Origin of the sequence: Streptomyces sp. NPDC058964, from assembly GCF_042741275.1 — a bacterium.
Taxonomy (GTDB): Bacteria; Actinomycetota; Actinomycetes; order Streptomycetales; family Streptomycetaceae; genus Streptomyces.
Genome location: NZ_JBHYKH010000298.1, coordinates 1 through 11,110 on the forward strand (window position 1 = coordinate 1; position 11,110 = coordinate 11,110).

The window sequence follows — 11,110 nt, forward strand, 5'->3', positions numbered from 1 at the left end:
GTTCACCCCTTTTGGTGGCGCGATGGACAACCGTCCGTCGCGCCACCCCCATGTCCGCATACGTTCGTCCCGCTGCGAGCCGTCGGCGCAACGGCGGCTCCCCATACGGGAGATCGGGGGTGCGCTCGTGCGCATCGGACTGCTTACGGAGGGTGGCTATCCGTATCTGAGCGGTGACGCCGGGCTCTGGTGCGACCGGCTCGTACGCGGGCTCGGGCAGCACGAGTTCGACATCTACGCGCTCAGCCGCAGCCGGCAACAGGAGGACGAGGGCTGGGTCCCGTTGCCGCGGCAGGTCAGCCGGGTGCGTACGGCGCCGCTGTGGACCGCCGAGGACGACGGGGCGGTGTGGGGCCGGCGCGCGCGCCGGCGCTTCGCCGACTGCTACGGAGAGCTCGTCGGGGCGGTCTGTGCCGGGCCGGATGATCAGGCGGACCGTTTCGCCACCGCGCTGTACGGGCTCGCGGAACTGGCCCGCGACGAGGGCGGACTCGTCGGCGCGCTCCGCTCCGACACCGCCGTACGCGCGCTGGAGGGCGCCTGCCGCGCATCCGGCGCACCCCGCACGGCGCGCGAGGCCCGCGTACCCGAACTGCTCACCGTCGCCGCGCACCTCGAACGCGCCCTGCGCCCCCTCTCCCTCGACTGGTACGGGGACGACGGCCTCGGCTCGGCCGACCTGTGCCACGCGACCGCCGGCGGCCCGGCCGCCCTGCCCGGACTGCTCGCCCGCCACTTCTCCGGCGTGCCGCTGCTCGTGACGGAGTACGGGGTGCGCCTGCGCTCGCACTACCTCGCCTCCGCCGAGGCCGCACCCGCCGTGCGCGCGCTGCTCGCCTCCTTCCACGTCAGGCTCGCCGCCGAGGTCTACGACCGGGCCGCGATCATCACGCCCGGAAACGCGCACGCCCGCCGCTGGCAGGAGCGCTGCGGCGCGGACCGCGCCAGGATCCGCACGGTCCACCCGGGCCTGGAGGCCTCCCGCTTCGCCGAGGTGGGCGAGGCCCCGGACCGCGCCGACCCGGGCACGCTGGTCTGGGTCGGCCGGATCGAACCCACCAAGGACCTGGTGTCCCTGCTGCACGCCTTCGCGCAGGTCCGCAAGGAGGCGCCCAAGGCGCGGCTGCGCATCGTCGGCGCGGTCGTGGGTGCCGACGGTGAGGCGTACCTGGGTCACTGCCGGGTGCTCGCCGCACAGCTCTTCCCGGACGAGGCCGAGGGCGTGCACGCCGTCGGCGACAACCCGGTGTCCTTCGAGGAGATCGGCGGCCCGGAGGCCCCGACCCTCGCCGACGTGTACGCCTCCGGGGCCGTGACCGTCCTCTCGAGCGTCGTGGAGGGCTTTCCGATCAGCCTGGTCGAGGCCATGCTGTGCGGCCGCGCGACGGTGTCCACGGACGTCGGCGCCGTGGTCGAGGTCATCGGCGGCACGGGACTCGTCGTACCGCCGCGCAATCCGCGGGCGCTCGCGGAGGCGTGCGTGGCGCTGCTGCGCGACCCGGAGCGCCGTGAGCGCCTCGGCGCGGCCGCCCGCGCCCGCGCGCTCGAACTGTTCACCGTCGAGCAGAACATCACAGCATTTCACGGCATTTACCTGGATATCGTCGCGCACTGCCCGGTGCGTCGAGTCGTCCTCGACGACACCGGCGAACCCCTCCCGTTCGCCGTCCCCGCCGAAGCTCACCTCCCCGGCCGCTGGACACGACCCGTTTCCCGCGTCGTCGCCCGGGGCGGCCCCGCCTGGGCCTCCGGCGCGCCGGAGCGCGCCATCTCCTTCACCGCCACGGAGGGAGTCCGATGAGCGACCTAGGCGAACTGGACCGTCCCGGAACCCCCAGCAGCCCCGGCGCGTGGGACGCGCGTTCGGAGGGGTGGCTCACCGGGACGGAACCGGAGCCACGTGACGGCGGCGGGCACGAACCGGACGTCCTCCGCGACGCCGAGGCGCCCGTGCCGACGGGCGGCGCCGGCGACCCGGGCACGGGGAACGGACACGGACCCGGCGCCCGCCGGGGCGCGGTGGACCCGGTGAAGGCGCTGATGCACCGTCACCGCGAGCTGTGCGAGCGCGCCGTGGACCCGCTGGAGATCGCGGCGGGGCTGGAGGCGCACGGCGTCACCGACCGGACCGCCGCACGCTTCCGCCACCGCGACGTCTTCTCGCTCGCCGAGGAGATGTACGCGCGCGTGCCCCGCGCCGGCGACCCGCTCCCGCCCCGCCACCCCGCGCACATGCCCCCCGCCCGCCTCGAATGGGCGCTGCTCACCCTCCTGCCCGGGGCGATCGGCGCGGCGGTCGTGCCCGCCCTGCACCTCACCCACGACCGGACGCGCCTCCTGGTGGCCGCCACCGGCCTCGTCGCCCTGGCCCTGGGCATGCGCGCGGCCCTGCGCCGCGGACCGCTCGGCATCCCGGCAAGCACGAATGCCTGGCGCACGACGGCCCGCATGCGCGCCGCCACCTACTGGCTCCTCGGCTACGCCCTCCTCGGCGACGGCCTGCTCCGCGCCGTTCTGCACGGCGGCCCCGACGGCCCGTTCACCGGCCCGCCGGACAGCTCCTGGCACCTGGCGACAGCACCCGTCCTGGCGCTCCTCCTGGCCTGTGCCCCGGCGGCCTGGAGCGCGCACTTCTTCGCCGCACGCGCCCACCGCAGGCTCGCCGCCAGCCGCGGTCTGGAGGATTTCACCGCCGCCGCACGGCCGCTGCTGCTCGGCGCGGTCGTCCTGTTCCTGTGCGCCCTCGCGGCCCTGGCCGCACTGTGCGGCAGGGCCCTGCACCAGCCGGCCGCCCACCCCGAAGTTTTCACCCTGGGCCTCCTCCTTCTGCTCGCCCGCCTCCTCGCCGTCCACCGGCTCCCGCACGCGGCGGCCCACGCCCTCACCGCGGCGGCCGTGACCGAGGCGACGGTCCTGGCCCTGGTCCTCGGCGGCCGTCTTCCCGGCTGCGCCCTCCTCGCCGTCCCCGTCCAGACCCTCACCGACACCTGGGGTGCCGGCAGCGTCCCCGTGCTCGCCTGCGGAACGGCCGCCCTGGCCCTGCTGCTCCACGCGGTCCGCACACTGACCCGCGCCTCGGCGCACGCGGCCACGGGAGAGCACCGGTGAACGGCGCGCCCCACGACCCGTCGCGGTGCCGCGAAGCACCCGACCCCGTACCAGCCGCAGGCGCCCGGCCCAGCCGCCTGGGGCAACCGCACCAACCTTCCGAAGGAGAACGCCAGATGACCACCTCCCGACCCGGAGCGCCCGGAGCCGCCGGAGCCGCCGGAGCCGCCGGAACGCACACTCCGGGAGCCGAACGATGAGGGTCCTGCTGATCGGAGCCAACGGCTACCTCGGCCGCTTCGTCGCCGACCGCCTGCTCGCCGACCCGGCCGTCCAGCTCACCGCGCTCGGCCGCGGCGACGACGCCGACGTCCGCTTCGACCTCGCGACCGGCAGCCCCGGCGCGCTCACCCGATTCCTCGACGCGGTCCACCCCGGAGTCGTCGTCAACTGCGCCGGAGCCACCCGCGGCGGCGCCCGCGAACTCGCCCGGCACAACACCGTCGCCGTCGCCACCGTCTGCGAGGCACTGCGCCGCAGCGGCTGCGGCGCCCGTCTGGTGCAGATCGGCTGCAGTTCCGAGTACGGCCCGAGCCAGCCGGGCTCCTCCACCGCCGAGGACGCCGTCCCGCGCCCCGGTGGCCCGTACGGCGTCAGCAAGCTCGCCGCCACCGAACTGGTCCTGGGCTCGGGCCTGGACGCCGTCGTCCTGCGCGTGTTCTCGCCGGCCGGACCCGGCACCCCGGCAGGCTCCCCGCTGGGCCGTCTCGCCGAGGCGATGCGCCGCGCCATGCAGTCCGGTGACGGCGAACTCAAGCTCGGCGGTCTGGGCGCCCAGCGCGACTTCGTCGACGTCCGTGACGTGGCGCGCGCCGTGCACGCGGCCTCGCTCTCCGCCGCGCAGGGCGTCATCAACATCGGCTCGGGCCGCGCCGTCCGGCTCCGCGACGCCGCCGCCGTCCTCGCCCGCGTCGCCGGATACGGCGGCGCCCTGCACGAACTCGACGGGCCGCCCGTCCCCCTGAGGTCGGCCATCGGTCACCCGCGCACCGATTCCGACCACGCCGCCCCGGTCATGTACCCGTACCCGGACGGCTGCGGCAGCTGGCAGCAGGCCGACGTGCGCACCGCGCGCGACCGGCTCGGCTGGCGGCCCCGGATCAATCTGGAAGAGTCCCTCGCCGACATCTGGATGGAGGCGGCATGCCGCATCTGACCAGCACCAAAACGGGCACCGCGGGCCTCGTCGTCCGCACCGGCTTCGGCATCCCCGGCTTCGCGCACCCCTTGGTCGCCCCGACCGAGTGGGGTGAACTCGCCCGCCCCGGCACACCCCTGCACTGGGTCGTCCTCAACGTCTCGGGCAGTGGTCCCGGCACCCGCCCGGACCCGCACTGCCTGGAAGCGGCCGGACGGCTGCGCAACGCGGGTGTCCGTGTCCTCGGCCACCTGGACACCATCCGCGGAGCCCGTGCGCACGGAGACCTGGTCTCCGACGCCCAGCGTTACCTCGACTGGTACCAGGTCGACGGCTTCCTGCTCGGCCGCTGCCCCACCGAACGCACCGCGCTGCCCGGGGTCCGCCGTACCGTCACCGCGCTCCGCGCGCTCCGCGACGACGCCCACGTCGTCCTCGGCCACGGCACCCACCCGCACCCGGGCTACGCCGAGAACGCGGACCAGCTGGTGACCTTCTCCGGCCCCTGGACCGACTACCGATGGTCCCAGGTCGCCGAGTGGACCGCCGACTACCCGCCCGACCGCTTCTGCCACTTCGTCCACGGCGTGCCCCGCGGCCACCTCGACGAGGCGCTGCGGATCGCCCGCTGGCAGGGCGCGGCCACGATCTACTTCACCGACCGCACCGACCGCACCGACCGCACCGACCGCACCGACCGCACCGACCCCTGGGAGACCATGCCCGGCTACTGGGACGAAATCGTCTCGCGGATCGGAACAGGTGTCTCGGAATGAAGAAGGCCATGGCACTGTTACACGGAGAACAACCGTAGTGATTGACCGACCAACGGAGTCCCCGTGTCGCTGCCACCCCTGGTCGAGCCAGCTGCTGAGCTCACCGTAGACGAGGTCCGCCGGTACTCCCGCCACCTGATCATCCCCGACGTCGGGATGGACGGGCAGAAGCGGCTGAAGAACGCCAAGGTGCTGTGTGTGGGCGCCGGCGGCCTGGGCTCGCCGGCGCTGATGTACCTGGCCGCGGCGGGCGTGGGCACGCTCGGCATCGTGGAGTTCGACGAGGTCGACGAGTCGAACCTGCAGCGCCAGATCATCCACAGCCAGTCCGACATCGGCCGCTCCAAGGCCGAGTCCGCGCGCGACAGCGTCAAGGGCATCAACCCGTACGTGAACGTGATCCTTCACGAGGAGCGGCTCGAGGCCGACAACGTGATGGACATCTTCAGCCAGTACGACCTGATCGTCGACGGCACGGACAACTTCGCGACCCGCTACCTCGTCAACGACGCGTGCGTGCTGCTGAACAAGCCGTACGTGTGGGGCTCGATCTACCGCTTCGACGGCCAGGCCTCGGTCTTCTGGTCCGAGCACGGCCCCTGCTACCGCTGCCTCTACCCGGAGCCCCCGCCGCCCGGCATGGTCCCCTCCTGCGCCGAGGGCGGCGTGCTGGGCGTGCTGTGCGCGTCCATCGGCTCCATCCAGGTCACCGAGGCGATCAAGGTCCTCACCGGCACCGGCGAGCCGCTGGTCGGCCGTCTGATGATCTACGACGCCCTGGAGATGCAGTACCGCCAGGTCAAGGTCCGCAAGGACCCGAACTGCGCGGTCTGCGGCGAGAACCCGACCGTGACGGAACTCATCGACTACGAGGCCTTCTGCGGCGTCGTGTCCGAGGAGGCCCAGGAGGCGGCTTCCGGTTCGACGATCACTCCCAAGCAGCTCAAGGAGTGGATCGACGACGGCGAGAGCATCGAGATCATCGACGTCCGCGAGATCAACGAATACGAGATCGTCTCGATCCCCGGCGCCAAGCTGATCCCGAAGAACGAGTTCCTCATGGGCACCGCGCTGGAGAGCCTGCCGCAGGACAAGAAGATCGTCCTGCACTGCAAGACGGGTGTCCGCAGCGCCGAGGTCCTCGCCGTACTGAAGTCCGCGGGCTTCGCGGACGCCGTGCACGTGGGCGGCGGCGTGATCGGCTGGGTCAACCAGATCGAGCCGCACAAGCCGGTCTACTGATCACCGCTCTCGCTGACCAGCGAGGCTGAGGAAGCCCACGGCTCTGACCAGTTCAGATGCCGTGGGCTTCTGTCGTTGTTGGTTGGTGTCGGGTGGCCTCGCACGGCCCAGAGACGGCCCAACGGCCAGCGCTAGACGACCCTGCCTTTGCCGAGCGAGTCACCCAGGAACCTGAACACCCGGCCCAGCCGCTCGTCCGCCTCTGCAGGAAGTTCCGGGATGGGGGCACCAGCAGCGATGTGCTCACTCAACAGCCGCAACACCTCGTACAGGTCCTCGGCGCTGACCCGGTCGAGTCGGAGAACAACGTCATCGGTCATGGCTGCAAGCTAGCCGACCAACGACGACGTGCGGCCAGGCGCTTGGAAGGCGCTGGGTGTGATCATCGGCGCACCGTCTCTGAACTGGCGTTGCCCGCCAGCAGCGCGTGAATCTTCGGCGCCTTCGACACGCATTCGACAGAGAGGGAGGCAAGGTCCACCGGCTACGGCCACCCTTGCCGGGTATCCGCTTGAGCATGCCTGCTCTGGTCGACAAGTCGTACAACGCCGCCGCCACGGTGTGGGCCTTCGTCGTCGCCAGTCTCATCGTGCTGGCAGTCGGTTGGTACTTTCGGCGTCGGTGGTAGGACCGACACCGGCCCTAGGAGTTCGATCCGGACGGCCGAAACTCTTGCTCGGGGAGGCTCCGGCCTGGCAGTGGTCGTATGCGGCTTTCGTGGAGGGATACGGCGCGCCCAGAGCTATCCGATTGCCCGGAGCGTCGTCTTCGCAGACGTATCCCCAGGAGCCTGAAGCTGTCTTGACGTGCAGCATTACTTCGTAGGAGGAGATGTGCACGGTGCGATGTGCCCCCGCTGGGATGACTCCTAGGCTGTGCTCCTCCGCTCTGGCAGTCGGCCGCAAGCGGTGGGGCAGAGAGTCGCACGCGCGAACAGAGGCCGGCACCGAAGCGCTGGAGGACGTTCCATTCTCGGTCGCCGATGTAATGAAACCGTGTGCGCCGAAGGATGCACGAACGCCATGCTGATGACCATGCCGAACCTCGCACATCCCCTGTTTAGCGCCCCCGTCGAGCTGATCGACAGCGAGATGGTCCGCGGCTTCCTGGCGCTGGAGCTGGAGGAGAGTTTCACCCTCGACTACAAACGTAATGTCGATGCAGTGTCCGACACCGTCGCAGCCATGGCCAATAGTTACGGCGGCATCGTCCTCATCGGCGTTGACGCCCACCCCAAGGACAAGAACCTGCCCGGGGAACTGGTCGGGGTCAAGGCGATCGACAAAGACCGGCTGGTCAGCAAGATGGCGACCACCTTCGACCCGCCTGGCTGGACGCCGGACGTCATCCCGGTCACTGTGGACGACCGGCTCCTTCTCGTAGTGCGGATTGACCCGGACGGCGTGCCCCGACCGCTGTTCCACCAGGGAGTCGTCCGAGTCCGTCTGGACGGCCGCAACATTCCTGCTGACCGTCGCCTCGTGTACGCACTCTTCCAGCAGGCCGCCGATCCGGTGCTTGCCTACACCGGTGACCCGCGCTTCCTGCCTGACCACCGCTCGGCCACACGCTTTCAGAGGGCTGCGGCCCCGCCCGACCTAGTCATCCGTGCCGCGGTTTCCCGGCCACTGCGAAGGGACGCCGCCCGTCTTCGGCTGCACGGCACAACGGTCGACGCCCTCATGCGGTCGCTAAGTGCGCCCAGTCTCACAGGCGCGCACGAGCTGCCGGAGCGGCTGCACGCGCTTGTGCAGCGGGTAGGGACACACCAGGACCAGCAGCCATGGACGATCGATCCCGAGCATGGGAACGGTCGTCACGTCCGGCTCGCGGCCGGCCATCCCATTCCCGGTCCGCATCAGGCGGGCATACGCCTGGAGTGCAGTGCCACGCTGCCCAACGGCGGCAGCAGCCTGGACGTGCTCTTCGACCTGCTTCTCTGGACCGGTGGCAAGAAGATCGCAAACGACTTGTGGGTGCAAGCGTGCTACGAGGCCGTACGCGCGCTGATCCGGCACGCCCTGCCCACCCTCACCCTGGAGCTGCTCGGCACTGCGTCGATTCCCACGCCACCCATCGAACTGCACATTGCTTCCGGCGTGCAGGGGGATCCGTGGCTAGAGAACACGCTCAGCACTGACCTTCTCGGCGAGCCGACCGGCGCAGGACGCCTCCGCGGCGGCAGCGAGCACCTGAACGAGGAACTCGTGGCCGCTGGCGACCTGCCCAACGCGGTCATCCAAGCCCTGCGCAACATGGCCCTGGATTGGCGCTACCTCCATCCCAACTTCCCGGTCCTGCACGACTGACCAGCAACCGGACTACGGCGCATAAAGGGCGGCGGTGGATAGGAGCGGCGCAGAGGGGCCTCACTGATGATAACGAGGGTGAGTCGAGAGCAGTCGGGTACACCCAGTAGCCGAAGAACTGGTTTCAGTGGATGCCCAAGTCGACTGATGTGTTGGAGAGTTGCTCTGACCTGCACTGACATGTGCGCTATCCGTCGGCGCTTGTCAGCGTTGGTCACTTCCGGACGGCCCAGAGACGGACCAGCCGTTGGAGCGGCGCTTGGTCGCGGTTACCTCTCGTCGGTGGTCGTCATCTGTCACCGAGGGGCCCTCGGACGGCCCACGACCGCCCGGAACTACGCCGGAACTGACTGCGTCTACCTGCGTGGATCGAGGAAGAGGAGGGGGTTCAATGAGCACTTGGCTGACGCCCGTGCTGGGTCTTGTGGGCGCGTTCGTCGGTGCATCGCTGGCGCCGTGGACGACCGCTCACCTGGCATGGCGGCGTACCCGCCGAGAGGCGTTCAATGCAGCGATTTCTGCTCTTCGGACCGCCCAGGTGGCACGTCACTTTGCGAACGGAGTTCCCGCTCACTACGTCGGAAGCGACGCGGCCACGGTCGAGGCCTACAACCAACGACTGAGGGAGCGGGGCATTGACCGCTTCGTCGACTCCATGCACGAGGCGAAGGTGGCACTGGCGGCTCTTGAGCCCTTCTACAAGGTGAACGGTGACCTAGATAGATGGGAGATCACAGAGCCAGACGCTGACCGGATGCTGGCTGAGCTGCTCCGGGAACGGTGACACCTGAGGTCGGCGTAACGGCTTCGGGCTGGAGTCTCAGCGGACGAGGCAATTGCCGTAAGGTCCGACCAGTAGCCGGTCTACGGATCGGCTGTCTAGCTCACGAGTGAGGCGCCCAAACAAGGCCCAGAGACGGCGCGTCCGCTGGTACCGCCGCTTCAGGAGAGAGGGTGGGGCGCCGGGCTGGTGATCTGCCGCTTCGGCGGACCAGATGGCGGGCACAGATGTTCCGCTACTGATCCCGGTCTCTGGCGTGGCTATGACGCGGCGGTGAGCTATTCGTTGCACTTCGCGAACAAGATCGCCGCGAATCCGAAGGAATAGATCGCCGCGAAGGCGACAGGGACCCACTGTTCAACGTGAGAGAGAGGCAGATATTTCTTCTTCCAGTCTTTTTCTTCGTTAAGCGTCACCCATTCCCCTTTCCAGTATGGGGAAGCTGGAAGGCGCTCTTCCAGTAGGGAGACAACTTGGTACTTGACGGCATTGAGTCTCCTGTACGAATGCATCAAGATAAACCATGCGCCACACTGTACGAGCAACACCAAGAAAGGGAAGGTTAGCCAACCAGCAGAAGTGCCGGGAGGGGTCTTCTGCCAGAAAGTTGCCAGGGTGGTGAGAATTGCAGTGTTCAGGGTAAGGAAATAGGTATTAGTCAAACCTCGGCGATGACTGATCTTATCTGCCATGTTGACGTAGATCCTGTATTGATCCATAATTGCTGACCGATATTTTTCCTGTTCGTTAGCGTAGGATTGAGTGGCGACATTATCGTTCCACAGTCTATTGCGAATTTCCTGCCTTGCGTCGCTGTTTTCTGCGGCCACTCCTTTACCCCCGAACTGGAATTACTGTCGTAGTCTCAAGAGCTCGACGCCTAGAGTACTTCGGTGTGCCTGGCGTACCAGTTCGCCTTGTCTCTGGATTCACTCGAATGGCTTCCCAGGCTGCAACGGTGGCCTGCCCTTGGGTAGGGTGGCGGAGAGTAGGAGCTGTCGCTTACGCTTCACAGGAGGGGCGGTCCATGGCTGAAGTGTTTGTGAGTTACAAGCACAGCAAGTATGAGGCTGAAGCTCGTGCCCTTTACCGGATTCTCGAGGATCGCCACGGAATCCCGTGCTTCTTTGATCAGCGAGATAGTCGCTGGGATCTTAGCGACGATCAGCTGCGCACTTATCTCAGTCCGCTAATTCGCACATCTAAGGCTGTTGTATTCTTCGAGACCTTTGCCGAGCAAGTTGCATATCTCGTGATGCGCGTAGGGGGTGATCCGGTTGTGGAAAGCACGGCAGCGCGCCCCAGTTGGCAGGAGTGGGAGCTGAGTGAGGCGTGGGAGTCACCGGAACGCTGCGTGGTGTTGTACCATTCGGCAAATCCACGTGCGTTGCAGTACGGACTGCGGGGCGGGCGAGATGTTTACTCCGATCTATCGGATGCAGCAACGAAAGTCGCCGAGTATGTTGCCGAAATGGTGAATTAAGTGGACCCTGCGTTCCTTTTAAGGGTCTGGTTTTACGTCTGCCGAATCCGGTGAAGATCCACTAAAGAAGCTGCATGATGTTGCAGGAGCTTTGTCAGGAGGGGGCGGGCGAGTGGTGCGCCACTAGGGCTTTCCGGGGTCCGGCTTCCTGCGACGCTAGGTCGGCGTAGCGACTTTGGCCGGGAGCTGCTTTGGCGCGAGTGATCATGGCCCCGTAAGCTTCCGGCGCGTCGGGCAGTCTGTGGACCTGCCCGCTAAGCACGACGTTGGGGC

10 protein-coding genes are annotated in these 11,110 nt (G+C 68.4%); 8 read left to right on the forward strand and 2 right to left on the reverse strand.

From position 1 onward, the window contains the following. Positions 1 to 127: 127 nt before the first annotated feature. The 5 genes from ACFW2E_RS29825 (at position 128) to moeZ (ending at position 6,264) form a co-directional block, all read left to right on the forward strand. Positions 128 to 1,801 (forward strand): DUF3492 domain-containing protein, encoded by a 1,674-nt coding sequence (locus ACFW2E_RS29825; RefSeq protein ID WP_384470183.1) that lies wholly within the window; start codon positions 128 to 130, stop codon positions 1,799 to 1,801. Further along, on the forward strand, positions 1,798 to 3,108 hold the full coding sequence (locus ACFW2E_RS29830; RefSeq protein WP_384470174.1) for a hypothetical protein: 1,311 nt from the start codon (positions 1,798 to 1,800) through the stop codon (positions 3,106 to 3,108). Before ACFW2E_RS29825 ends, ACFW2E_RS29830 begins: the two co-directional genes overlap by 4 nt. 196 nt (positions 3,109 to 3,304) lie before the next feature. Beyond that, positions 3,305 to 4,264, forward strand: coding sequence for an NAD-dependent epimerase/dehydratase family protein (locus ACFW2E_RS29835; protein ID WP_384470175.1), 960 nt, complete (start codon positions 3,305 to 3,307; stop codon positions 4,262 to 4,264). Continuing rightward, positions 4,252 to 5,022, forward strand: coding sequence for a spherulation-specific family 4 protein (locus ACFW2E_RS29840; RefSeq protein WP_384470176.1), 771 nt, complete (start codon positions 4,252 to 4,254; stop codon positions 5,020 to 5,022). Before ACFW2E_RS29835 ends, ACFW2E_RS29840 begins: the two co-directional genes overlap by 13 nt. Positions 5,023 to 5,085: 63 nt before the next feature. Beyond that, positions 5,086 to 6,264 carry an adenylyltransferase/sulfurtransferase MoeZ gene (gene moeZ / locus ACFW2E_RS29845; RefSeq protein WP_384470177.1) on the forward strand — a complete coding sequence of 393 codons (1,179 nt, stop codon included), beginning with the start codon at positions 5,086 to 5,088 and terminating at the stop codon, positions 6,262 to 6,264. Between the two features lie 131 nt (positions 6,265 to 6,395). Here the strand turns inward: moeZ and ACFW2E_RS29850 are convergent, their stop codons facing one another. Further along, the gene (locus ACFW2E_RS29850; protein ID WP_384470178.1) at positions 6,396 to 6,584 is read right to left on the reverse strand and encodes a hypothetical protein; all 189 of its coding nucleotides are present in this window, start codon (positions 6,582 to 6,584) and stop codon (positions 6,396 to 6,398) included. A gap of 702 nt (positions 6,585 to 7,286) precedes the next feature. On the opposite strand from ACFW2E_RS29850, the gene ACFW2E_RS29855 reads away from it, so the two are divergent. Beyond that, positions 7,287 to 8,573: a helix-turn-helix domain-containing protein gene (locus ACFW2E_RS29855; protein WP_384470179.1), complete on the forward strand. Its 1,287-nt coding sequence runs from the start codon at positions 7,287 to 7,289 to the stop codon at positions 8,571 to 8,573. 391 nt (positions 8,574 to 8,964) lie between these two features. Further along, positions 8,965 to 9,357 carry a hypothetical protein gene (locus tag ACFW2E_RS29860; protein WP_384470180.1) on the forward strand — a complete coding sequence of 131 codons (393 nt, stop codon included), beginning with the start codon at positions 8,965 to 8,967 and terminating at the stop codon, positions 9,355 to 9,357. A gap of 275 nt (positions 9,358 to 9,632) precedes the next feature. On the opposite strand, the gene ACFW2E_RS29865 is transcribed toward ACFW2E_RS29860, so the two are convergent. After that, positions 9,633 to 10,184: a hypothetical protein gene (locus tag ACFW2E_RS29865; RefSeq protein ID WP_384470181.1), complete on the reverse strand. Its 552-nt coding sequence runs from the start codon at positions 10,182 to 10,184 to the stop codon at positions 9,633 to 9,635. Between the two features lie 197 nt (positions 10,185 to 10,381). Between ACFW2E_RS29865 and ACFW2E_RS29870 the strand changes: the two genes are divergently transcribed. Next, positions 10,382 to 10,837 (forward strand): hypothetical protein, encoded by a 456-nt coding sequence (locus ACFW2E_RS29870; RefSeq protein WP_384470182.1) that lies wholly within the window; start codon positions 10,382 to 10,384, stop codon positions 10,835 to 10,837. Positions 10,838 to 11,110 lie beyond the last annotated feature (273 nt).

What these genes read in the sequence shown, in the direction of transcription:
- ACFW2E_RS29830 (WP_384470174.1), top strand. Translation starts at nt 1,798, where the DNA reads ATGAGCGACCTAGGCGAACTGGACCGTCCCGGAACCCCCAGCAGCCCC.
- ACFW2E_RS29835 (WP_384470175.1), top strand. Translation starts at nt 3,305, where the DNA reads ATGAGGGTCCTGCTGATCGGAGCCAACGGCTACCTCGGCCGCTTCGTC.
- ACFW2E_RS29840 (WP_384470176.1), top strand. Translation starts at nt 4,252, where the DNA reads ATGCCGCATCTGACCAGCACCAAAACGGGCACCGCGGGCCTCGTCGTC.
- ACFW2E_RS29850 (WP_384470178.1), bottom strand. Translation starts at nt 6,584, where the DNA reads ATGACCGATGACGTTGTTCTCCGACTCGACCGGGTCAGCGCCGAGGAC.
- ACFW2E_RS29855 (WP_384470179.1), top strand. Translation starts at nt 7,287, where the DNA reads ATGCTGATGACCATGCCGAACCTCGCACATCCCCTGTTTAGCGCCCCC.
- ACFW2E_RS29860 (WP_384470180.1), top strand. Translation starts at nt 8,965, where the DNA reads ATGAGCACTTGGCTGACGCCCGTGCTGGGTCTTGTGGGCGCGTTCGTC.
- ACFW2E_RS29870 (WP_384470182.1), top strand. Translation starts at nt 10,382, where the DNA reads ATGGCTGAAGTGTTTGTGAGTTACAAGCACAGCAAGTATGAGGCTGAA.